This window comes from Peribacillus butanolivorans (assembly GCF_001273755.1).
GTDB classification, from domain to species: domain Bacteria; phylum Bacillota; class Bacilli; order Bacillales; family DSM-1321; genus Peribacillus; species Peribacillus butanolivorans.
Map to the genome: position 1 here is coordinate 373,289 of NZ_LGYA01000001.1, position 23,939 is coordinate 397,227.

Annotated in this window: 23 protein-coding genes, 1 pseudogene and 1 riboswitch; of the genes and pseudogenes, 18 read left to right on the forward strand and 6 right to left on the reverse strand. The window is 35.5% G+C overall.

All coding sequences use genetic code 11. From position 1 onward, the window contains the following. The first annotated feature begins 270 nt into the window (after nucleotides 1-270). On the forward strand, nucleotides 271-1,764 hold the full coding sequence (locus tag AKG34_RS01850; RefSeq protein WP_053344523.1) for a DHA2 family efflux MFS transporter permease subunit: 1,494 nt from the start codon (nucleotides 271-273) through the stop codon (nucleotides 1,762-1,764). Nucleotides 1,765-1,952: 188 nt separating this feature from the next. On the opposite strand, the gene AKG34_RS01855 is transcribed toward AKG34_RS01850, so the two are convergent. Next, entirely contained in the window at nucleotides 1,953-3,179 is a 1,227-nt protein-coding gene (locus AKG34_RS01855) for an ATP-binding protein (RefSeq protein WP_053344524.1), read from the reverse strand. Between the two features lie 353 nt (nucleotides 3,180-3,532). Here AKG34_RS01855 and AKG34_RS01860 point away from each other — a divergent pair, with 353 nt between their 5' ends. Together AKG34_RS01860 and AKG34_RS01865 are read left to right on the forward strand one after the other, a co-directional pair. Continuing rightward, nucleotides 3,533-4,432, forward strand: a complete 900-nt coding sequence (locus tag AKG34_RS01860; protein ID WP_152952331.1) for a glycerophosphodiester phosphodiesterase — start codon at nucleotides 3,533-3,535, stop codon at nucleotides 4,430-4,432. 331 nt (nucleotides 4,433-4,763) lie between these two features. Further along, the gene (locus AKG34_RS01865; RefSeq protein WP_053344525.1) at nucleotides 4,764-5,222 is read left to right on the forward strand and encodes a hypothetical protein; all 459 of its coding nucleotides are present in this window, start codon (nucleotides 4,764-4,766) and stop codon (nucleotides 5,220-5,222) included. A gap of 378 nt (nucleotides 5,223-5,600) precedes the next feature. Here AKG34_RS01865 and AKG34_RS01870 read toward each other — a convergent pair whose 3' ends face one another. Next, nucleotides 5,601-6,497, reverse strand: a complete 897-nt coding sequence (locus AKG34_RS01870) for a PdaC/SigV domain-containing protein (RefSeq protein WP_053344526.1) — start codon at nucleotides 6,495-6,497, stop codon at nucleotides 5,601-5,603. 102 nt (nucleotides 6,498-6,599) lie between these two features. Here AKG34_RS01870 and AKG34_RS01875 point away from each other — a divergent pair, with 102 nt between their 5' ends. From AKG34_RS01875 to AKG34_RS01890, 5 genes are all read left to right on the forward strand, one after another. Further along, the gene (locus AKG34_RS01875) at nucleotides 6,600-7,133 is read left to right on the forward strand and encodes a histidine phosphatase family protein (RefSeq protein WP_053344527.1); all 534 of its coding nucleotides are present in this window, start codon (nucleotides 6,600-6,602) and stop codon (nucleotides 7,131-7,133) included. Nucleotides 7,134-7,308: 175 nt separating this feature from the next. After that, nucleotides 7,309-8,097: an HAD family hydrolase gene (locus tag AKG34_RS01880; protein ID WP_053344528.1), complete on the forward strand. Its 789-nt coding sequence runs from the start codon at nucleotides 7,309-7,311 to the stop codon at nucleotides 8,095-8,097. A gap of 150 nt (nucleotides 8,098-8,247) precedes the next feature. After that, a riboswitch (TPP riboswitch) is annotated at nucleotides 8,248-8,364 on the forward strand. 133 nt (nucleotides 8,365-8,497) lie between these two features. Next, entirely contained in the window at nucleotides 8,498-10,279 is a 1,782-nt protein-coding gene (gene thiC, locus AKG34_RS01885) for a phosphomethylpyrimidine synthase ThiC (protein WP_053344529.1), read from the forward strand. Nucleotides 10,280-10,301: 22 nt separating this feature from the next. After that, nucleotides 10,302-10,472: a hypothetical protein gene (locus AKG34_RS27820; protein ID WP_161804894.1), complete on the forward strand. Its 171-nt coding sequence runs from the start codon at nucleotides 10,302-10,304 to the stop codon at nucleotides 10,470-10,472. Nucleotides 10,473-10,851: 379 nt separating this feature from the next. Next, nucleotides 10,852-11,481 (forward strand): spore coat protein, encoded by a 630-nt coding sequence (locus AKG34_RS01890; protein WP_053344530.1) that lies wholly within the window; start codon nucleotides 10,852-10,854, stop codon nucleotides 11,479-11,481. A gap of 131 nt (nucleotides 11,482-11,612) precedes the next feature. Here AKG34_RS01890 and AKG34_RS01895 read toward each other — a convergent pair whose 3' ends face one another. Then, on the reverse strand, nucleotides 11,613-11,921 hold the full coding sequence (locus AKG34_RS01895; protein WP_236694986.1) for a carboxymuconolactone decarboxylase family protein: 309 nt from the start codon (nucleotides 11,919-11,921) through the stop codon (nucleotides 11,613-11,615). A gap of 363 nt (nucleotides 11,922-12,284) precedes the next feature. Here AKG34_RS01895 and AKG34_RS01900 point away from each other — a divergent pair, with 363 nt between their 5' ends. The 10 genes from AKG34_RS01900 to AKG34_RS28505 all read left to right on the forward strand — a co-directional run bounded on the left by AKG34_RS01900 (nucleotide 12,285) and on the right by AKG34_RS28505 (nucleotide 21,135). After that, nucleotides 12,285-13,052 (forward strand): arylamine N-acetyltransferase family protein, encoded by a 768-nt coding sequence (locus AKG34_RS01900; RefSeq protein WP_053344531.1) that lies wholly within the window; start codon nucleotides 12,285-12,287, stop codon nucleotides 13,050-13,052. Nucleotides 13,053-13,272: 220 nt separating this feature from the next. Next, the gene (locus AKG34_RS01905; RefSeq protein WP_053344532.1) at nucleotides 13,273-13,509 is read left to right on the forward strand and encodes a hypothetical protein; all 237 of its coding nucleotides are present in this window, start codon (nucleotides 13,273-13,275) and stop codon (nucleotides 13,507-13,509) included. Between the two features lie 75 nt (nucleotides 13,510-13,584). Further along, nucleotides 13,585-14,211: a hypothetical protein gene (locus AKG34_RS01910; protein ID WP_053344533.1), complete on the forward strand. Its 627-nt coding sequence runs from the start codon at nucleotides 13,585-13,587 to the stop codon at nucleotides 14,209-14,211. A gap of 384 nt (nucleotides 14,212-14,595) precedes the next feature. Beyond that, nucleotides 14,596-15,168 carry a YdhK family protein gene (locus AKG34_RS01915; protein WP_180320449.1) on the forward strand — a complete coding sequence of 191 codons (573 nt, stop codon included), beginning with the start codon at nucleotides 14,596-14,598 and terminating at the stop codon, nucleotides 15,166-15,168. A 402-nt stretch (nucleotides 15,169-15,570) separates the two neighbouring features. After that, a complete protein-coding gene (locus tag AKG34_RS01920) occupies nucleotides 15,571-16,599 on the forward strand; it encodes an FUSC family protein (RefSeq protein WP_053344534.1) in 1,029 nt (342 codons plus the stop codon). 504 nt (nucleotides 16,600-17,103) lie between these two features. Further along, a complete protein-coding gene (locus tag AKG34_RS01925) occupies nucleotides 17,104-18,288 on the forward strand; it encodes a glycosyltransferase family 4 protein (RefSeq protein ID WP_053344535.1) in 1,185 nt (394 codons plus the stop codon). A gap of 20 nt (nucleotides 18,289-18,308) precedes the next feature. Then, on the forward strand, nucleotides 18,309-18,632 hold the full coding sequence (locus AKG34_RS01930; RefSeq protein ID WP_053344536.1) for a hypothetical protein: 324 nt from the start codon (nucleotides 18,309-18,311) through the stop codon (nucleotides 18,630-18,632). A 37-nt stretch (nucleotides 18,633-18,669) separates the two neighbouring features. Continuing rightward, nucleotides 18,670-20,460, forward strand: a complete 1,791-nt coding sequence (locus tag AKG34_RS01935) for a glycosyltransferase family protein (protein ID WP_053344537.1) — start codon at nucleotides 18,670-18,672, stop codon at nucleotides 20,458-20,460. A gap of 264 nt (nucleotides 20,461-20,724) precedes the next feature. Beyond that, nucleotides 20,725-20,958, forward strand: a complete 234-nt coding sequence (locus AKG34_RS29525) for a transposase (protein ID WP_407946271.1) — start codon at nucleotides 20,725-20,727, stop codon at nucleotides 20,956-20,958. A 15-nt stretch (nucleotides 20,959-20,973) separates the two neighbouring features. Further along, nucleotides 20,974-21,135, forward strand: coding sequence for a hypothetical protein (locus tag AKG34_RS28505; protein WP_201783544.1), 162 nt, complete (start codon nucleotides 20,974-20,976; stop codon nucleotides 21,133-21,135). A gap of 33 nt (nucleotides 21,136-21,168) precedes the next feature. Here AKG34_RS28505 and AKG34_RS01945 read toward each other — a convergent pair whose 3' ends face one another. The 3 genes and pseudogenes from AKG34_RS01945 to AKG34_RS01955 form a co-directional block, all read right to left on the reverse strand. Beyond that, nucleotides 21,169-21,591, reverse strand: coding sequence for a carboxymuconolactone decarboxylase family protein (locus tag AKG34_RS01945; protein WP_053344539.1), 423 nt, complete (start codon nucleotides 21,589-21,591; stop codon nucleotides 21,169-21,171). Between the two features lie 679 nt (nucleotides 21,592-22,270). Further along, a pseudogene (locus AKG34_RS01950) lies at nucleotides 22,271-22,956 on the reverse strand (ABC transporter permease). Beyond that, complete coding sequence (locus AKG34_RS01955; RefSeq protein WP_053344540.1) at nucleotides 22,949-23,872, reverse strand: ABC transporter ATP-binding protein; 924 nt, start codon at nucleotides 23,870-23,872, stop codon at nucleotides 22,949-22,951. Before AKG34_RS01955 ends, AKG34_RS01950 begins: the two are co-directional and overlap by 8 nt. Between the last annotated feature and the right edge of the window lie 67 nt (nucleotides 23,873-23,939).

Here is a 23,939-nt window from a genome sequence, read left to right on the forward strand (position 1 = left end):
ATTAAGGACTGGTTGTAGGGTTATTAAGATGGGAACTCCAAAGAAATAACTTTAAATAGTGCCAATATGAGTTGATAAAAAACACCATCTAAAAGTCGTAAATTGAGGTTAAACGAATTTAGCTGACGTGTATTATTGGAAAAGACAGGTTGATTTCCTTTATTATAGAGAGGCATATTAACTTAGTAAAGTCGAATTAGAATATTAAGACTTGAAAAATACAGGAATTAACAATATGTAATAACTCAACCAAAAGGAAGTGCCGTAAGAATGAATCTCGATAAAACAGCAATCACTAAAATTCGTACAGGCCCCATGTTTGCGGTGATGCTGGCTGGTGCTCTCGTCGCTTTCTTGAATCAGACTCTAATCAATATCGCATTGCCTCAATTGATGAATCATTTTGAAATATCTGCTGCAACAGCTAATTGGCTGACAACTATCTTTTTGTTGGTCAATGGGATTGTCATCCCGATCACAGCTTTCTTAATGGAGCGGTTTAATACAAGGCAATTATATCTTGCTTCGATGGGACTCTTTGCTTTAGGAACTTTTTTATGTGGAATTGCACCTAGCTTCTCCGTCATATTGATCGGACGTGTGGTTCAAGCAGCAGGTGCAGGGATTCTATTCCCTTTGATTACAAACGTGATATTCACTTTATTTCCTCCGAACAGACGGGGTTTTGCGATGGGTATATTTGGAGTTGCGATGAATTTTGCCCCAGCCATAGGACCAACGTTATCAGGATGGATTGTACAAAACTATTCCTGGAGAGTTCTGTTTTTTGTCATTTTCCCATTTGCACTTCTAGACTTTCTTTTTGCAATTTTTATTATTAAAAATGTAGGGGAAACTAGCCGTCCCAAACTCGATAAAATGGGTGTAGTTCTATCCACCATGGGATTCGGCGGAGTTCTATACGGATTTGCTACAGGCGGTACTAAGGGATGGGACAGTTTTGAAGTCCTTATAATGTTCCTTGTAGGCGGGATCAGTTTAGTGTTATTTGTCTGGAGGCAATTTACAGTAAGGCATCCTATTTTGGAATTTCGAATTTTTCGTTATCGGATGTTCACATTAACTACGATTATCAACGTCATCGCGACTATGGGTATGTTCTCTGGAATGATATTAATGCCAATCTATATGCAGAATATCCGTGGCTTTACTCCCTTGGAATCTGGCCTCATGCTATTGCCTGGAGGTATTGTAATGGGGATTATGTCTCCTATCACAGGTAAGCTGTTTGATCGGTTTGGGGCGAGATGGCTTGCGGTAAGCGGACTTGCTATTACTATTATTACAACCTATCTTTTAACACGGCTTGAAACAGATACGTCTTATTCTTATGTGGTATGGGTATATACTATTAGAATGTTTGGTATGTCGATACTGATGATGCCTATCTTTACAGCTGGATTAAATGAATTGGCACTTAGCTTAAATAAATACGGAACAGCAATGGTTAATACGTTGAGAATGGTTGCAGGTGCTGTCGGCATGGCATTCTTTGTGTCAGTTATGACAAATCAGGGAACGAAACATGTACAGGGAATTTTAGCACAAAATCACATATCACCAGAAAATAAAACCCAAATGGCAATGGCCATTAAACAAGGAAGTGTAATGGGGGTAGATGATGCATTTATGATAGCTACATGGTTAACCGTAGTTGCGTTCATACTGGCCTTTTACATACGGCGAACTTCACCACAAGAAGATACCATCACCAATCGTCTATCAAAAAAAACATTAGCTTGAATAAACTGGGCAAAGGTATCATCATTTTTGCTCTCGCTGGTAAAATCTCAGACTCGTTTGTCCGCTTTTTAGAAAATCATTTACTGAAATGGCAAGATAGCTTTAAAGCTTAATTGAAAAGGATGACCGCCCGTGATGGGAGGTCATCCTTTTTTTGTTTTGTTGGAGTTACGGGAAGGTGTTGTTTTTTATTCTTTTTCTTTATATAAAGGTAAAAAAATAGTGAAGGATGTTCCTTTATTCAATTGGCTTTTAACTATAATTTCTCCCTTGTATTTTTGGGCGATATTATAGCAAACAGTTAAGCCGATACCGGTACCTCTTTCTTTAAGTGAATAAAACGGCGTGCCTAGTATTTCAAGCTGTTCCTTAGAAAGTCCTATACCTGTATCCGTGATTTTTATTTTTGCCATATTTTGTTCTTGTTCTGTTTCTACAGTGATAAATCCGGGATTGTTCATTGATTCAATCCCGTTTTTAATAATATTAACTAATACTTGTTTAAGTTCAATCGGATTCATTTTGATGTATAGTTCTCCGCTAAATTTAAGTAGAAAGCCTACATTACAATTATTAGCAAAACTAGTTAATAGATCAGAGATTTTCTGAATTTCATGATTCAAATGAATAACCTGGTTACTTCCTGATTGTGGTTTTGCTAATGATAAATAGTCATTGATTATTACCTGTGTATATTCAAGTTCTGTAAGCATGGTTTGTACATAAAATTTTTCTGTTTCGTTCAGTTCTTTTTCTTGATCTAATAATTGGGCAAACCCTTTTACGACTGTAATGGGGTTCCTTATTTCATGCGCAATGGTAGCGGCTAGCTGACCGACTGAATTTAATTGTTTAGCTTGTTGAATTTCTTTATGAAATGCATTTGTGGATTCCATTCTATTGTTTGTGCCTATAAATACAAATACTAATATTATTTGTATAGCTATAAAATTCAATGTATTACCAAAACTATCTAATGCGACATACTCGTACCTATACTGAAGATTTGTATGCGAAATAACTAAGATAAAAGTAGGTCCAAGTATGATATTTAAAGAAGCGACAATATAAAACCCTATTTTATCAAAGAGAAAAATGGGGATTAAGGGTGCTATTGCGAATAAAGACAACATAATTGCAGTATCTGGGAATACCCAAAATTTAATATATAAATAAACAGTAATTAAGAAAATGAACAGGGTTTTATATAAATTAGTTTCTTTTTTTACGAAAAATAACAAAGAAAGAATGATTCCAGATATCAAAATGACCTGTAAAGACATATCGTAAGGATTAGCTTTCCAACTTATTGGAGATACAGAAATGCCAACTAATAGTAAAAAGGATATCATTGCCATAAATGCCTTAAGTATAAATCGGTGTTTGTTTTGATAATACTGATAGTTTTTTAACATAATTCCCCTTGATTTTAATATTCTGTTTTTTTTAATAGTAATCTTTTACTAGTTTTTTGTAAATCAAAAAAACATAGATTTTGATATCTCGTTTTACAAAGCTTTAAGTTGGGAAGCAAATTAAGTAAAGTAAGTCTAAAGGAACTGGATAGTGCATTCAATATAGGTGAAATGAACTAAGTAGTTTTTTATCAGTATGCTGTTTTATGGGTTTCTTTCCTTATTTTTATAGAGATGTAGTTTCTTTACACTATATTAGTCGTAGCTTTACATTTCCCTTCTAAAATGAAAGTAAGAATAGAAGGGAGAGAGGGAAATTGAAAACTAGTATAAAGAAATTAGGTTTATGTATTATGAGCGTAGGATTTATATTACAGGCTACATCGTTGGATGCTTCAGCTGCTTCAGCAAAAGAAAATCATTCAAACTCATCAATTTATGAGAAGAAAATTGTGAATGTCGCGCATCGCGGTGCTTCTGGTTATGCTCCTGAACATACCATTCCCGCTTATCAATTGGGAGAACAAATGAAGGGTGACTACATAGAAATCGATCTCCAGATGACTAAGGACGGAAGATTAATAGCGATGCATGATGAAAAGGTGGATCGCACAACAAATGGTACAGGCCTGGTGAAAGATTTAACACTAGCAGAAATAAAAAAACTGGATGCCGGCTCTTGGTTCAATGAAAAATATCCGCAATTTGCAAAAACGAATTATAAGGGGTTAGTGGTTCCAACTCTTGAAGAGGTATTTAAAAAATTTGGCAGACAGGCAAATTATTATATTGAGACTAAGTCTCCAGAGGTATATCCAGGAATGGAAAAAGAACTTCTAGAGGTTCTGAAAGATTATAAGATGGTAGATTCAAAGGGACGTACCAAAAATGTACTTATACAATCGTTCAGCAAAGAAAGTCTGTTGAAGGTTCATGACATGAATCCAAAGTTACCACTGGTTCAACTTTTCTCTTATAAGAATCAGGCAACTATTTCTGATAAAGAATTGGAATCTATTAAGGAATATGCCATTGGAGTTGGTCCGAACTTCACTAAGATAGATGGACAATACGTGAAAATGGTCAGAAATCATGGTCTTCAATTTCATCCGTATACAGTAAATGAAAGAGCTGATATGAAAAAAGCTTTAGAATGGGGAGCAACGGGATTGTTTACAAATTACCCTGATGTATTTAATGAGGTAATAAAAGAGTATAAAAAAGAAAAACACAATCAGATTATGAGTAAATGAAGAATAGATTGAGAAGATTTATATAAGCTTATTAGGAATCATCAACTAAATAAAGGTATCCATAAGTAAGCTTCGATTCTTCGGGGCTTTTTTTTTGTATCTCGTTTTTTAGAATTTAAACCTAATCCGAAACTTCAGAAGAAGGATGATATTATCGTAGGTGTGACATCGAGGGCAATTTGCGCGTCAGATCTTCATAGTATTATGATATAGAGAAGTATAATATGAGTTTTTTTAAAAAAAGGCCGATAAATGATCTTGAATAAGAGTGTTTGATAAGAAAATGATGCAATTTATTATATAATAATATTGATAAAGGGAGGTAGGTCTGATGGTATATAATTCGGCAGCTGAACTGTGTGAAGGGTTTGAGGTAGTATATCAGCCTATTCAAGTTCAGTTAACGATTGAGATTGTTGATAAGAGATTAGGGCCTGTAAAGGCTGAAGCAGAGATTGCCATCAAGCCTGTTGAGTCAAAGGGGTTTTTAGAGGTGTTGGTGGAGGATCTGGAATCGGAGCATATTTTTGCTGATGAAAATGGCAGCATATACGGAAGCTTTGGAATTGATCAGAGCATCCAAATTTATGATGAAGTTCTAGACATTATTCCGTTCGATGATCTAATCGGAAAAGAAAATTGGAAAGTAACTGTCGATTCATTTATCGCGGAAGAAAAGCTAAAAGGACAGCTGGAAAAGCTACTGAATAATTACCAATTTAGTGATATGAGCGGTAAATATAAATTTAGAAAAATATGTACGATTACGGAACTCCAATTTTTGAAGTGAAAAAATAGAGAAGGTAAAAGCCTTCTCTATTTTCATTATTATTCTTGGATCATTTTAAATCCGTTCTGGTTAGCTTTTCTTCGTATACGTCCCCATCTTTCCATTTCAGGTAAATCTTATTCACTCCTTATTCTCGTCCTTTAACTAAGAGCTTCTTCGAATTATGTTTAAATCAGACAAAAGTAAGTTCGGCATTGGTTAAAAACATATTCCATCAAATATTTATTATTAAAAAATCCACTTTTTTGAATGCGATGGTAAGTATGCATGAAAGCGCATCAGATTGTGAAATATGGTTCTATATTTTTCATCATTTGTTAGATATATTGAATTAAAGGGTACTAAAAAAGCACAGGAGTTAGCCCCTGTGCAACGAAATTATTTATAAACCTTACTTGGGATTTTTACGGCAGGACGGCCAGCAGCATAAGGAGCCACTTCATATTCTTGGAATACGAGATAGATCCCCCCGTTTGTATAATAGAACTGTGAATCCTTATTGACGGGAACATCGCTCTGTTTTTTTACATAAAAACTATCTCTTTTCCTCATGTAGTCATAAGCATATTTCTGTACCTTCGTATACTTCGCTTTAGATGTGAGGATTTCACTGATTTTCACCTGTTTACCGGAAGATTCTTTGAAATTATAGGATGTTGTGTATCCCATTCCATGAGCTCCGCCGCTATAATAGTAATCGTCAATAAGGATGCTTAGCTTTCCATCTTGGTTGAATTTCACTTTATACGAAATACTGTAACTATACTGACAAGAGTATGGGGATTCTTTGCACCATTCCTCATTTTTATCTTTTTCCCTATCCTTTTTGGCTTGCAGATAAGAGGAATAGGCGTCCTTGGCATGCTTAGTTAACACCTGATTAATTTTATCCTGAGCTGCTTTACTTTTTAGTCCTGATACTTGCGGATACGACAAGTCACTGATATTTTTATATTTTTTCTTGGTTATCTTCACATTGCTGAATTTTAAATATTTTGTAGATACATAGGCTTTTTTTTCATTGTACCGAATTTCCGACCAGCCGGATTTTGTTTTCGAATAAACGGTTACGGCTTTCCCTTTCTCCAACGATCCTACTTTTTTATAGCTGGTGCCGGGGCCACTTCTAACAGTCAAAGGGGTACCCTTCGTATTTACCGTGGCATTTTCTGTAGTGGCTGCTGAGACTGAGTCGATTTTTATCAGTAAAAAAGAGATGCATGTAAAAGTTAATGCGACAGCAAGGACAATCTTAGTGAAATTCTTGAATAGCATTCAATTACCACCTTTGTATAATTTTTACATTATCTATTATATAAGTAGGTGGATCAATTAGAAAGTGAATTTTTTATTTCAAAAGTTAAAGAGGAGAAAAAAATGAAAATTGGTTTAGTACGACACTTTAAGGTGGCACATGAATTCCCAACCGGAAAATATGTGACGGCGGATGATATGAATCAATGGTTTAAGGATTATGATGCAGCAGATATTATTTATGGGACAACTTTATTGGACGATGAGGAATGGAAGAGATGTTATTGCAGCGATATGTCGAGAGCAGTGAAGACGGCTGAGCATATCTATCCTGGTGAGGTTAATCAGATGGAGGAACTTCGGGAAATACCATCTCCACCTCTAAACGGGAAGGTGAAACTGCCATTCATACTTTGGGCCATTTGGATTCGCTGTTGCTCGGTAGTTAACAAGCAGACGAGAGCGGAGATTAAGATTGCTGAGAAACGGATCAATAAAGTATTGGACGAGCTTTTTGCAAAAGGAGAGCAGGATGTTTTGATTGTGAGTCATGCTGCTCTCATGGTATATATGAGGAAAGAGCTGATCCGACGGGGGTTCGCAGGTCCAAAGTTTAAGATAGCTAGTAATGGAAAGTTGTATGTGTTCGAAAGATAATAAGGAAAAACTCGCATGTGAATTTTTTGAAATTTTCATGAGCGGTAAGCATTTGATATTTCAAAGAAAGATGAAGGCATTTTACCGATAGTTATTCTTTTTCTAATGGTTGTGGTTTATTATTGTAATAGTGTAATTTTTTCGAATCCAATGGTAGGAAAAGAGGGTGAACATTTTGGTAAAGGCAGTTTTTTTTGATTTAGATGATACGTTACTTTGGGATCAGAAGAGTGTGAAAGAGGCTTTTATAGCGACATGCGAATTGGCAAAGGCAAAATATGATTTGAATGTTGACGAGTTTGAGGAAGCGGTACGGAAAGAAGCACGTGAGCTTTATTCTTCTTATGATACATATGAATTTACGCAAATGATCGGTATCAACCCATTTGAAGGACTTTGGGGTAATTTTCGAGATGATCATGATGAATTCCGTAAGATGGCCGAGATTGTACCGGCTTATCGGAAAGAGGCATGGACAAGAGGCTTGAAGGCATTAGGGATTGATGACCCGGCATTTGGTCTTGAGCTAGCAGAGCGATTCCCTGCTGAGAGACGGAAAAAACCATTTATTTATGAAGAAACATTCCAGGTGTTAGATGAGTTAAAAGGGAAGTACAAATTGTTATTGCTGACGAATGGTTCACCTGAGCTTCAAAATACGAAGCTTGAAATCACGCCTGAGTTAGTTCCTTATTTCGATCAAATCGTTATTTCCGGCGCGTTTGGACGTGGGAAACCGGATGCTTCTATTTTCGAGCATGCATTAGAAATCATGGAGCTTGATAAGGATGAAGTATTAATGGTCGGCGACAATTTAATGACGGATATCCTTGGTGCATCACGTGCAGGCATTAAATCGGTTTGGATAAACCGTCATGATAAGGAACGGAATGAAGTCATCCCTAATTATGAAATCACGCATTTAGAGGAGCTTTTTCCTATCCTTGAGAGTCTAAAAAAATAACGGATAAATCCCCTTCAAGTAGTAAGTTCAAAAAAACTTAACTTGGAGGGGATTTTATTTAATTCAAAACATGGCATTAAAATAATAGGTCTTTGAATTTATTTACAAACCAAAATGGATGGTATATAGTTACCTTGTAATAATTAATATTATTCAGACTAGGGGTGTCCAATAAAAGTTGGGCTGAGAGAGAAGCGCGTTAAAGCTTCTTAACCCTCAGGACCTGATCTGGTTCATACCAGCGTGGGGAAGTTAGAATCTACTATTCAATGACATGTAATTTGGTCATTTCTGTAGTCATACTAACTTTAGCCGGGTCTTAAATATGAGACCTGGCTTTTTCGTGCGAAAATGGATTGGATTTTGTCCTTTTTAATCTAACTTAAAAAGGAGAAATGAAATCATGAGTAATTCAGTAAATGACATGAACGTTTCAATTATGTCCAATTTTGCAGGAAGTAAAAAAGTTTATGTAGAGGGGTCTAGACCTGATATAAAAGTTCCTATGCGTGAAATTAAACTAAGTCCCACAACAGGAGCATTTGGTGAAGAGGAAAATTTACCTCTACGCGTATATGATACTAGCGGTTTCTATACGGATTCTGAGTATTCTATTGATATTCGTAAAGGTCTTGACCCTATTAGACGCAACTGGGTTCTTGAACGGGAAGACGTTGAAGAGTATGTGGGGCGTGAAATAAAACCCGAAGATAATGGGTATAAAAAAGTTGAGTCTCATTCCAAAGCAGAAGTTTTTCCGGGATTGATACGAAATCCTTTGCGTGCAAAGAAGGGGAGAAACATAACCCAACTCCATTATGCTCGTAAAGGTATCGTTACCCCAGAAATGGAGTTTATTTCGATTAGAGAAAGTGTTTCCGCTGAGTTTGTACGAGATGAAGTAGCTAGCGGGCGGGCCATTATACCGGCTAATATTAACCATCCTGAAAGTGAGCCGATGATTATCGGACGTAATTTTCATGTGAAAATAAATGCGAATATTGGGAATTCAGCGGTTAGTTCATCCATCGAGAATGAAGTAGAAAAAATGACTTGGGCCACTCGCTGGGGAGCCGATAACATCATGGATCTCTCTACCGGAAAAAATATACACACAACCCGTGAATGGATTATTAGAAATTCGCCTGTACCTGTTGGAACAGTACCGATTTATCAAGCGCTTGAAAAAGTAGATGGAGTCGCTGAAAATTTAACATGGGAGGTTTTTCGGGATACTTTAATTGAGCAGGCTGAGCAAGGTGTTGATTACTTTACCATACATGCTGGTGTGCTTCTGCGATATATCCCATTAACAGCAAAGCGGATGACGGGAATTGTTTCCCGTGGGGGCTCTATTATGGCTCAATGGTGTCTGGCTCATCATGAAGAAAGCTTCCTCTATACTCATTTTGAAGAAATCTGTGAAATCATGAAAGCATATGATGTATCTTTCTCATTAGGAGATGGACTTCGTCCGGGATCTATTGCAGATGCAAACGATGAGGCGCAATTTGCGGAATTGGAAACACTGGGTGAATTAACAAAGATTGCATGGAAACATGATGTACAAGTTATGGTTGAGGGACCTGGTCACGTTCCAATGCATTTGATTAAAGAAAATATGGATAAGCAATTGGAAGTCTGTCAAGAAGCCCCATTCTATACACTGGGACCCCTGACAACTGATATAGCTCCTGGCTACGATCATATTACTTCTGCGATTGGGGCTGCCATGATTGGCTGGTTTGGAACTGCGATGCTTTGTTATGTGACACCGAAAGAGCACCTTGGACTTCCAAATAAAGAGGATGTTCGAATTGGGGTTATTACGTATAAGATTGCAGCCCATGCTGCTGACCTAGCAAAAGGCCATCCTAATGCTCAAAAACGAGATGATGCCCTATCAAAAGCAAGATTCGAATTTCGTTGGAGAGATCAGTTTAATCTATCGCTCGATCCTGAAAGAGCCGTTGAATATCATGATGAAACTCTACCTGCTGAGGGTGCCAAAACAGCTCACTTTTGTTCAATGTGCGGTCCTAAATTCTGCAGCATGAGAATCTCACAAGATATTCGTGATTTAGCTAAAGAAAAAGGGCTTGGTTTTGAGTCTGTAATTGATGAAGGCTTGAAAGAAAAAGCGAATGAATTTAGAAACACAGACGGAAAAATCTATCAATAATGTGGACGAAAAGGAGAATTCGATGAATCGAGTAATCCAGATTAAAGTTGAAATAAAACAGTTGGAAAATCAGCTGGATCAGCTAAAAAAAGAGCTAAGTATTTTTCGGGGAAATTGTAATCATGAATTTGTAAAAAATGATTATTCACAAGAATGCACAAAGTGCCACTTAATTGAGAGTCTGCAATGGTAGGGATTTCTTGATTAAAATAACTTTGGATTCTTGGTATTCTAGTAAGAAGAAAATCAGCAAATATGTTCCTTAAGATTATTAAGTATGAAGGACTAACCATCCTTTTTCCTTATTTTTTTGTAAGCACCGATTTTGAATTCCCAAAGATACCCAAGATATTCCCTCTTCCTTTTACAAGTATAAGTTACCTCAGGTACTTTCCTTAATCCTAGTATGTCCTTCATTTCTTAGTAATAATGTTAGTCAAAAAAAAACAATACAATTATTATGAAGAACTTGGCTTATTAGTTTTCATGGAAGAGTTTATATTGAATAATCCTGTTGGGTTTTAACATACTAAACTTGTTCGCATCATTGATAAAACGAGGAGGGAAATAAAATGCAAAACCAAAATCAACAAGGTCAAGTACACCAGAACATGCAAACGGGTGCTATACCCCCACAAATGAATCACGGTGGTCATGAAGTATTCGATGTACATGAAGTGTTGTCGGGAACGATTGGTACTTTAAACACTTATATGCTTTTGCGTCAGCATGTACAGGATCAAGAATTACTGGACATTCTGGATCGTCAATATCAGTTCATCCAAGATGAATATAACCTTTCATTAGAGTGCTTTCAATCTGGCCAGGACCCATCCAAACGAACACAGAGCTACAAAATGAATCAAGATAACGATTTTATATATGGATTGACACCAACTCAGCCAAAGAAACCTTTGCAATCCATATCGGAAATTACGGATGAATGCATTTCAGGCTTGATGCTTGGGGCAGTGAAGTCTGCTGCTTCTTTAAAAGCAATGTCTGCACTTGAAATTACAAACCCAGTTGTGCGTCGCGTATTTGCAGATTCTATTCCGAACTGCATTGAAATGGCATATGAGATTTCGATATATCAAAACAAACATCATTACTACCAAGTTCCACAGCTTGCACAGCAGGATATGCAACAAATGTTGAATTCATATTCACCTGCACAAGGAAATAACAACGTAAGCCATTAATTAAAGAACAAACAAAATCTAAATAAAACTAGTAAATTTATTTCGACCATTTACAACTTATTTAAGAAGGGATAGGACTAAGCACCATAAGTCCTATCCCTTCAATAATTTTAACCAATGTTGTTTCCTTATTAATGTTTCATCTGATTTATTTCCTGAACACAATTTTGGACAAGAGTTACAGCCTGGCTCATAGTTGCTCCTCCACCAAATGCTGCCATCACTCCAATTGCTTCCAGGATTTCTTGTTCTGAACACCCTTGATCAAGGCATCCTTTAGTATGGTAGATAATACAGTATTCATCTTGAGAATATAAGCTTATACCTAAAGCGATAAGCTGTTTCTCTTTCTTAGATAATAGACCTTCTTTAAAGCATTCTTCCGTAAAGGAATTGAATTTCTTAGCGAGCTCAGGCATTTTATCCGTAAAAACACCGATTCAGCTTTACAATCGTGAAGAGAGTTTCTGTAGTATTATTAGCTTGAATTTCCAAATTCCATTCAGCTCCATCCCTAATAATCTTTCATCAAAAATTAGTATGAACTAAACAAGAAATGATTAATCAAAAACGATGGAGTTATTGTGAATGAATAGCCCGTTAGATCATGTGTAGATGCACTAATACATATACATAAGGATATTCTGTTGCATCGCCACATACAGCTCATTTGTATAGAGAGCATCCATAGACTGAAAGGCACTCCAGAATAGTTGAAGACTAAAATATGGACAAAGTATAATGAAATATGTAAAGAGTTAAGATACCTTTTTGCAGTGTCTAACTTAAGGGGGGAAATCGTAATGAATGAACTGAACGCATTATTCCGAAAAAGAATAGGGCTGCTGGAACATGAAAAAGTGACTTTTGAAAAATTAGATGAAATTCTTGAAAAGACAGCGAAAACAATTCCCTTTGAAAACTTATCCATAATGGCATCTCATCTTAGTGACATCAACAAAGAAAATATCATGAACAAAGTTCTCGTGAGAAACGAGGGGGGACTTTGTTATGAATTGAATACGGCGCTTTATTTTTTCCTAGTGGAAAATGACTTTGACGTTTTCTTAGTTCGCGGCGTAATTTACAATCAAGGGTGGATGACCATAGGTAGAACCCATGTCGCCATTCTATTAAATCATGAAGGTCAAACTTATTTAGTCGATACGGGATTTGGAGGGAATTTACCTTTAAAACCAGTACCATTTAACGGAGAAACCGTTATTTCTCAAAATGGTGAATTTCGGATTAAAAAGGAATGTAACGAACATGGAGATTATATTTTTGAATTAAAGCTGAAACATAAAGATCCCGATTGGAAAATTGGGTATGCTTTCGATTCTTCAAAGACCGTAGAAAATGTTGTGGAACTGAATGAGATTCAAACTATCATCAGTGAAAACCCAAAATCACCTTTTAACAAACATCCTTTAATCACTCGACTTACAAATAGCGGGAACATCACTTTAACCGATACATCCTTTACGCAGTGGGATGACGGGAAAGTGACAAAAGAAGAAATAGATAGCACACGATTCAAAGAGATAATGAAGCAGTATTTTGATAGATAAGAGATAACGAAAGAAAGTTGCCCTCCCTCAGGCTGTCGAGAAACCTTTGACAGCCTTTTTTATGTTCCTTAACTTAGACATTGAATTTGTTAGGGTGCATACGGGAACCATTAGTGTACGACCTTGAAGGAAGGAGACAATCTGATTTTGTGATCCTCATTAAATGCAGGACAATCACCCTTCCTTGTCGAACTAAGTACAAGAGAAGAGGCTGATGAAAATGAGTAATGCAAAATACAAATTTTATTATGTGAATGGGGAAACAGAGGAGTTAGAGACGAATGAACCCTATACTGATGAAGCCAATAGTATTCTGAATCTGCAATTAATTCAAAATGCGACATGGTTACAAGCAGGTGGGAAGCATATCAACTTAGCTAATGTAATTAGTATCGAATTTGCAGGAGACCAAGATAAACGTAAATTAGAGCAAATTAAGTTTAGGCCTAATAAATAAAGCACCCAATACGGGTGTTTTTTTTTATCATTTGTTATAGTTTTAATTGAATAGGTGAAAAGGGAGAGATTCAAAATGGAGAAGAAAAATCGATTAGTTTTTACTAGATCAAACGCTGGTACTAAACGGAAATTCGATGAGGCTATTACAATTCTGGAATATAGCGTAATGCTTGTTGAACTCTTCGACTTAAAAGAATTTAATAATGTTATTGCCGGGCAGTTAAGACTAATTCTATGTGAGAACAAATATACACGAATAAAGAGGGAAAAAGTCACCATTGATAACTCCTTAATAAAGAAAATCAATCCTAACCCGAAATTGTATCCCGTTAAAGATTTCATTGAAATAAGCAAAGAAGGCAATACAAAAATACCCGAAGAACTTTTCGATTACACTAAGCCGAGGATTGATTTGAATATTTGGCGAAATCAAGTAATCTATAAAAGTAGTTTAGGGGGCATTCTCCAGGAAATTACAATCTTAGATTTTATTAAGGAGTCTGCTCAAAAGAGTGGTGGTGCTCACGTGGAATCAAGTCTTCCTGAAAAGTCTTTTATGGTGGACGAGCATGCCGAAAGTATTTTAAGGTGTATAGCAAGAGGGTTATTTAGGTCTATTGGTAGAAATTTTGAAGAACAATCTTCTATGAACCTTACACATATAATAAAGAAAATTGAACAATCAAAAGCCTCCGAGTAGTTTCTTTATTGTAAAAAAAGGGGGAAATTTACCCTTACTTCATGACATGACAATCACGTTGCCTGAAGATTGAGTTAAAAAGCATTTAGGGGAAGATATAACAGAAGGCTGAGTAAAGGTAAGTTCTTTATGTAATGAGTGGAAGAATTTATCCAATTAAGTCTCAATTGTAGCAGGTAAGGATAACAATAAAAGACGATTTTTCCACCTAGAGTAGGAAAAGTCGTCTTTTTATTTGTTTATAGGTCAGGAGATAAACCGGAATAAACCCACTAAATGAAAAAACAGTATGAAAGGCTCTATTTTTTTGTCCTGAGCGTACTCCACAATTTCTGCATATTTAATTGGTACGATGTATTCAAATGTTAAAGGAGGATTTATTACATGCTGAAAAAAAGAATGAAAATGCCCATCATTTTATCATTATGTGCAGCCCTTTTCTTAGTACTGGGTGCATGCTCCAATACTAATGACGAAAGCAAAGAAAATAAGGAAGACAAGGATCATAGTAATATGGATATGAACCATTCTAGTTCAGGTGATGTTCCTAAAGGTTTAAAAGTAGCTGAAAGTCCAACCTATGAAGTCGGAAGTCAAGCGATTATAGAATCAGATCACATGGAAAGTATGAAGGGTGCGAAAGCAACAATTGTTGGTGCCTATAATACTACCGCTTATGCTATTTCGTATACTCCTTCAAATGGTGGAGACAAAGTGGAAAATCATAAATGGGTTATTCACGAAGAGCTTAAAGATGCTGGCGAGAAAACGTTAGAACCTGGAGCAGAGGTTACAGTAGATGCATCCCATATGGAGGGGATGGATGGTGCAACCGCTGAAATTGATTTTGCCGAAGAAACGACTGTGTATATGGTTGATTTCACTCCGACTAATGGTGGAGAAGAAGTTAAAAACCATAAATGGGTAACAGAAAGTGAATTAACATCAGCTGAATAATGTTGAAACAAATGAAAAAAATTTTACGTTCAAATCAAAGGTTAGCCAGTTCTTACTGGTTAACCTTTTTAATACTTTTCTAGACTGTTGATGATTTGACTCACACTTGTTAGACGACATAGGGCTTGTCATGTTTTTGTGATATTTTACTATTTTTATTTTATTTTTTCCTTCAGAATTTTTATTGTGAATATCTAAGAAATAAAAGTTAAAGTTCATTTGTTTTTGTGATACTGTAATCCATATTACATAGTTAATCTTACAATGACAGGTTTTTCCCTTACAGTTGCTATAAAGTTAGTAATACATAAACAGGCAATTGTTAGTGGTGAATTTTGTGAGATCCTATTTATTTGTAGTGTTGATTATTAAGAAAGATTACAGAATGGGAGATACAAATCCATGACTCTTGGCCCGCGTGTCCTTAAAACAGGAATTGCTGTTACATTGGCATTGTTAATTTGCTCGATCTTAAATTTGCAGCCTGCAGTGTTTGCAGGGGTGGCAGCTGTTTTCACGATTCAGCCTTCTATTTATCGTACATGGAGGCATTTGTTTGACCAAATCATTACCAATGTAATTGGTGCACTGACTGCGCTTTTTTCGATTCATTTCTTGGGGGATAGTCCAATTATGATTGGACTTGTCATGATATTGGTAATTTCGCTATGTTTGAAATTGAAAATGGAAAGCACAATACCGCTTACACTCGTTACGGTATTAGCCATCATGAGTGCTCCAGGTAATGAAAGTCTGCACTTTATATTAAACCGTTGTTTAATCATTTTAGTTGGTATTGTGTGTGCAATGATCGTAAATATTGCCATCTTCCCACCAAAATATAAACGAAATTACCTTGATAAAGTTCAATTGATTTTTAACAATCTTTCTTTATTATTACGTACGGCATTTTCCAAGGAAATGAAGGCAAAATCTTTTCAAGAACACAATGCAAAATTAATTAAAGACATTCCAAAACTAGAAGAACAATATAAGATTTTTGATGAAGAAAGAGGGAATCTTGTAAAACTAAACCAGCTGGATGTTAGGGAAATCGTAGTATTTAAACAAATGCTGAAGACCCTCAAGCAGGCAGAACAAGTAGTAGAAAACATTGATGAACATTATTTCCAGAGTAAGACGAATGAGGAGGAAAACCATCTCTTCGACCATCATCTTGAAGAGTTAATCAAAGGTCATGAATACTTGTTGCTAAAATACGAAGGGAAAATAAAAGGGGAAGATTATCATATTGAAAATGATATGGCGGAAAAAAGCCAAATATTTTTCGAGCGTGCTCTCGAAATATACAGTCAAAATAAAGAACAGAAATTACGCACAATGATTATTGCTTCTTCCATCGTAGAATATAGCCTTCAATTGCGACGATTAAGTCGATTAATCGATCAGTACCAAACGGCAAAAAGGTAAAGGGAGTCATCTGATTATAATCAGGAGAAAAGGATGCTCACTGTACCATCGTATTAAAGGATCTTCATCATCGTTTGACTATTTCACTTAACAGCTTTGACCTTTATCTTTTACTTGAATTTTCCAGTACACAAAAAATACAATAGTTTCAATGTAAGAGGACGATTCTGGTAAATGAATCGTTCTCTCTTTATTTTTGCTAGTTAACATTGTCATCAATTCTTCATGTAAATACTGGTAATCACCCTATCTCTGTAATAATTTTAAAAATATGTTCTAGAATTCCTATTCCCTTTACTAAAACATATAAAAATTCATGAAAACTTTACTTTTATTTACATACTTCTCGTATTGATGTCAATATTCAGTAATACATGTTTGTTATAATCGATTCACAGTTTTAAAAGTAGAATTGACTTGGGATAAGGGTCTTCTAAAAATCTTTCATTTACAGATGAGTAAGCAGGCTGATTGAAGATGACTGAATAGTAGGAGTGAACAAAAATGGAGCAATCTATAAATCTAAATGAACTTACATTTAACGATAAAGATAGATATGTAATCATTACGAATGCTTATCCACACGAAAAGCAATTATATCGTAATGGGTTTATCCACCGAAGAGTCAAGGCTTATTTGGCAGAGGGTTTGAAGGTTGATGTCTTTGTTTTACATCCTACCTATAAAAAAGCTGAAAAGTATTCGTATGAAGATGTGCCTGTTTATCGAGGAACTGAACAGCATCTACGCATGTTCTTAAATCATAAAGTACATAAAAAAGCGCTCATTCATTTTGTTAATTCAAAAATGGTACAAGCGATAAAAGAAACAAGCACAGATTTACCAATTATTACGTGGATACATGGTTTTGAAACGGAGGCTTGGCATAGAAGATGGTTTAATTTTCTTGAAAGCCCTGAAAGCTTACGGAAGATTCTTGAAATGGCGGACGACTATTATGTAGCACAGCTTTCTTTTATGAATTGGTTTTATCAAACGGATGAATTGGATACAACTTTTGTTCATATTTCCAAATGGTTTAAAGAACATATAGCGGAATGTGACGCGAGAGCAGAATCGAAAAATTCAGTAATCATTCCCAATGTAATAGATGACAATTTGTTTACTTTTATAGAAAAGCCAGCAGATATGCGGACAAAAGTCCTTTCAATCAGGCCGTACGCTTCTCGAAAATATGCCAATGATTTATCGGTGAAAGCAGTGCTAGAGCTTTCAAAGAGACCATATTTCAATAAATTAGAATTTGCTTTTTATGGTGATGGAAAGTTGTTCGATCAAACAGTTGAGCCAATCCGTAATTTTGAGAATGTAACTATTCATAAAGGCTTTATATCTCAAGAGCAAATCGCTGCATTGCATAAGGAGTATGGAATTTTTCTTTGTCCAACCCGTTTGGACTCTCAAGGGGTTTCAATGTGTGAAGCCATGTCTAGTGGGCTAGTGCCGATTTCAACAGATATCACGGCAATCCCCGAATTCGTTAAACACGACGTTTCTGGCCTTCTTACAAAACCTGAGTCTCCTATCGAAATTGCCGATGCAATAGAACGCTTATATTACAATTCGGACGTATTCTTAAGAGTGTCAAAACAAGCATCGCAGTCTATTCGAGATAAATGCGCCGTAGATGTTGTTATTAAAAGAGAATTAGAGATTATCCAAGGTTAATGGAGGGGAGTTTTTTCAATATGGACGAACGAAACGAATATTGGAAAACTATGTATGAGGAACTAGAATTACAAATGAAAGACATGATGTCCATGACATTAGAGCTCATAGAGAACGATAGCACTGAAAAACAAAACATTATTGAGAACGTTACAAAAGAAAATAATAGGTTGCGAGAAGAATTAGAAAAAGGTAAGTTAGCCCAACAAGAAAACATTAAGCTAAACAAAGAGATACGTAGACTTAAGTTATTAGAACACAAATTCAACGTTACTTATATAGGGAAATTCACGTTGAAATACCTTGCACTCAAATCATCTATGAAAGAACAAATAAAAAAATAGAAATTCATATCACATTTCAGTCATTGGAGTGAAAACTTTGAGTTCACATGAATTAGTGCGTAACAGAAAAATGAAGGTACTTCTATTTGGCTTTATTGACATGAATTCAATGGATGGATCTGCAGTATTTTTATCTTCCCTAGCTTCGACTATTGCGTTAGATTCTAACATCGAGGTAGATTTACTTTTAGCTAGCCCAGTCAAACGCGATATATTAATTCAGCCACTTGAGAAATTTGACAATATAACGATTCTTAATCCTTTTGTTGATCCTTTTTTTAATGCCACCGATGAAGAATGGGTAAAAAAAGGTGTCATTAATTTTGATATTGCTGAAATGCTCATTTCTCATTATTGGAGTCAAAAGGAATATGATTGGCTATTTGTAAGAAGCATTGAGACTGTTGAAAAAATAGCAAGGCATAAGCATATCATAAAGAATACATTAGTTTATGCTACAGGCTTAACTCATATAGGTCAGGATGTTAATGAAGAAAAATTTGAGAGCATCAAAAATATATACAATCAATGTGCTTATTTCTTATGTCAAACAGAAGAGATGTGCGAATTTGTAATTGAGATTCTTAATTTGAATAAAGAAAAAAACAAAGTTTCCCTGCTTACCCCGATGATACCAAACGTTGAATCAGCAGGAGGGGAAGATCGGTTAAAACACAAACTTGTATATACTGGGAAATTCGACCCTGATTGGAAGACGATTCCTATCATTACTGCCTTTAAAGAATTAAAGCGTGAGATTCCGAATCTTTCACTTGATATTGCAGGAGATAAATTCAAATGGGTTAAAGGCGATTCTCAGTTTAAGGAAGAAGCGACATATCTCCTGGAACATACAGAAGGGCTTACATGGTACGGGGCATTGACGAGGGAGAATGCTCAACAATTAATAGTGAACAGTGACATAGGGATAACCTGGAGAAGTGAGGAAATGGACAGCAGTCTGGAACTGTCTACGAAGTTATTGGAATACGGAATTTTAAGGAAGGCTGTAATAATGAATCCAACCAAAATGCATATAAAGCTTTTTGGGGAAGATTACCCGTTATATGCTGTTACAGAGAAGGATTTCCGTGACACAGTCAAATTAGCTTTATGTAATAAGGATATTTATGAGTTTGCAGCCAAACGAATGTATCAAGTTAGCAGGCAGTTTTTGTTTTCCGAAGCATTAAAAAAACTGCAAGGGCTATTATGGAGTAGACATATTACTGATTATTTATATAAAAGTGGAAATGCTTATTATATTGATGAAGATGACTTTGATGAACTAAATAAGCATGTACCATCCCATCAGGTAAAAAAATTGCCTGCAGATATAAATGTTGAAGAAGTTTTCACCTATATTTTCAAAAGCATTCCAGAAGAATTAAAAAAAGTAGAAAAACTTGTTAAGCTGTCTGGGTTTGGTCAAATCATTCAAGCGGAAAAAGCAGGATGTTTTACCTTCCTTCAAATTCATAAAAGTTATAGCAGCTTTGAGGAAAATTTTCAAAATAATTTGCCATATCTAAAAACTATAGGATTTGAAACCAATAGCACTCCAAAATTAAAACCAAAAGACATGGAAATTTCAATAAAAGAACGGATAATTGTAGAAAATAAAAACAATGATGTGAAAGTGAAAAACAAAGAATTTGTTAAAGAAGTAAAGAAATTAAAAAAACTGAACGCGGTTCAACTTAAACAAATTACTAAGTTAGAAAAACAAAACCTAGCACTTGGACGTAAATACGATTCACTTTCGAAGTCAAAAATGGGTAAGATGACATTTAAATATTGGGATTTAAGAAAAAGGCTTAACTTTTAATAAGAAGGGGAAGGTTTTTTTGAAGCTGATTAAGTAGACAATGAAATGGAAAAGACTCAAAATAGAAAATCATTAAATTGTGAAACAATAACGGCTTCCTAGTTGCTGGTATTTCAGAAAGCTATGTGTCCCCTGAGAGATTAAAGTCAAAATCAGACTCAGACTCCTTTCCAATGTAAACGTCAAGTAGTCCTAAATACACGATGAAAATTGTGTTTTCGGGGCTGCTTTTTGTTTGCTTCCCTTTTTACCGGTACCTTGCATATGGAAGGTACCGGTAAAAAGGGAAGACTTGATCTATTTCTTCTTTATTCGTTACATCCATATTTGGTAGGTGTAGGTAAGGATCACTTATTATTATCTTGTTCGTCAAGTTTAGCATCCAGTAAAATCATGCAGTACCTAAAAGGAAGATCCTCAAGAATTCTGCAGGATCAATTCCCTGAGCTGAAAAAGAAGTACTGGGGACAACATTTATGGGTAAGAGGCTATTTCTGAGCCACAGTAGGAACGATGACAGAAGAAACAATTAGAAATCATATAGCTAATCAAGTCAATGAAGAAAAGAACGACATATTCAGGATTGAAGTGAATATGTCGAAAAAATTTATTATGCTTAAGGACTTTGAGATGACTTTAGTCGTCGACATATATGTCCAAATCCACCTGCTTTAGCATGAGGCCGTTTAAGGCGTGTTAGCGGTTTTATTAATTTGTCTGCATTTCTAAATCCTTAATTTTTACATTTCTTTGAGCAAAAACTTTTTTTACCACCTTTAGAGCATTCAAGACACGCGGGAAGCCTGTATAGGGAATCAAGTGCATGACAGTTCCAACAATTTCATTTGGAGTTAATCCAATTGTAAGTCCTGTGTTGATATGCAATTCCAATTGCGGCTCCGTACCTTGAGTTACAAGAGAAGAGATTGTGGCAATCGTACGTTGATGATTAGTTAAGCCCTCTCGTGAATAAATATCTCCAAAAGCAAATTCAACAATATAACTCTCTAAATCAGGTGCAAGTTCTTTAAATTCGTCTACAATATTCATGTGTGTTCCAATTTCCTTGTTATCTGTTAAAGTATACTCCTTTATAATATCTACACCTTGTTGGTAACGAGTTTTTTCCATGTTATTTTCCTCCTAAAACGTCATTTGTATTTGACAAAATAACTATAACGCAGTTTTCGTTATTCGTAAAATACATATAACTCATGCAATACATTCCTTTTTTTCATGATTAAAAAGGTAATTCAGCTGAAATATACTGGATAAATTCACGAACTGCAGGTGTATTTGGCTACTTCTATAAAGTAAGTGAGGTCAACTAAAAGCCCCTGAACGCTACCTAGCGTACAAGGGCTTTTGTCATTTATATCGAGAAAAGGAGCAGGGAAAATGATTATGATAATTGACCATCTTGAAACTTTTTATGAATGTTGTCCATTTTAAGATGACGTTAATTTAATCAAACTTTATTTCAGTATAAAAAGGATTTTACATCATATTCAACTGTTTTATACAGATCGTGGCAAAGATAACAAGTTGATTTCAGATGCACTAGAGACATTTGGCAATCAACTATCACTTAGTGTGCAAAAGTATGTCCGTATGATAACACCGTGGCCGAAGCGATGTACAACGTGTTTAGAAATGAATTCGCAAACGGGGCAGTCGCTTCTCTTGAACAGCTGGCTCTTGAACTAGATAATTGTTATTTGACACCAGTGGAATTTCAGCGATAGTACTTATAAAAGTCGTTCAATTTAGTGTTGACATACCCTCTTTGCTTGCCCGCCCGTTATTCAAGTTAAATCGCATCCTCTTTCTCAATATTTCGAATTGCCGAGTAAGCAATTGTTACTCCGACTGCCGCGAGCGCTAATTGAAGAGGATCACCATTGAGAATGCTGGATTAGAAGCACAAGCAATCATCACTACTATAAGGGATGAACTTATTGTGGTCGGAACAGAATGTTTACGCATCCCAAAATACAATGGAATTAAGCTAATTCCTGCTGTGGCAATGGAATATGGAATCATTTTTAAGGCCTCTCCAAAATACTGATTTGCAGTTATTGAAAATGGAACAATGGGAAAATAGCTATTTATAATAGTAAATGAACCCGCAACAATGATATTAGTCACCAACATGGTGATAAACGTCAGCGCAGCTATAAATAACAGTTTGCTAGCAATCATTTTCTTTCGATTAATGGGATATGAGAACATAATCAAAATGGTTTTGTTTTTATATTCCTCAATGACTATTTTCGCAATCAATACTGCGGCAAACACAATAAATGTAGCTCTCACCATTGCGCCGATCATTACAAAGGCTTCTTGATACATTGTAATCATTGAATCTCTTTCCTGCTGTTCTAAATACATAACGAAACACAGAATAGGTGTCATGATTATGTTTGTGATAATCGCACCTTTTATATACCAACCAAATTTAAATTTCATAAGTTCTAGTCTCATTAATTTAAGCATGAATTCCCTCTCCGTTCATTAAATTTAGGAAATACTCTTCCAATGAGCTATGTTTTTTGTTGATACTTTCAATCTCAATATCCTTCATGATGAGTGCTTTTGAAATTTCTTGTTGTGTTGCGGTCATTTCATAAATGCGAATCATCTGTTCACTTATGATTTTATAATTTTTTAAACCAAGTTCATGATCTAAAATGTAAGTTGCTTTTTTGATATCTTGAACCGTCACCTCAATATAATCTGTCTGTTCCCCATTGATACTCTTCATTGAAACTTCTTTTATCAGCTTCCCATTTTGAATGACCCCAATCGTATCTGCCATTTGTTCCATTTCAGCTAAAATATGGCTAGAAATTAGTAAAGTAATGCCATATTCTTTGCAAAGCATTTTAAATAACTCTCGTAACTCTTTAATACCAATGGGGTCTAAACCGTTAATAGGTTCATCTAAGATCAACAGTTCTGGTTTTGTCGTAATCGCTCTTGCAATTCCTAACCTTTGTTTCATACCAAGAGAAAAGTCTTTTACTTTTTTGTCATCGACATTGTGTAATTTTACAAGATCTAACGCGTGGTCAATGGACTTCTTGTCATAATAGCCCATGTACTCACAATGTAAGTATAGATTCTCCTTTGCTGTTAGTTTTTCATAAAAAATAGGATATTCAATTATCGTCCCTATTCGTTTTAGCACTTCGTATGATGTATTAGTTAATTTCTCACCGAAAATTTCAATATCACCGCTTGTAGGTTTGATTAAATTCGTAATCATTTTCATAATCGTTGTTTTACCAGCACCGTTTGGCCCTAAAAACCCGTAGATTTCACCTTGCTTCACATGCATATTGACCCCGGAAACAACCTCTTTTCCTTCAAATACTTTTGTAAGTTGATTTGTTTTTAATATATATGACATTTCGCTTTCCCCTTTCGCTGCATATTTTAATTGTACGAAACGAACCTCTCTTTTTTCTTACTCAATT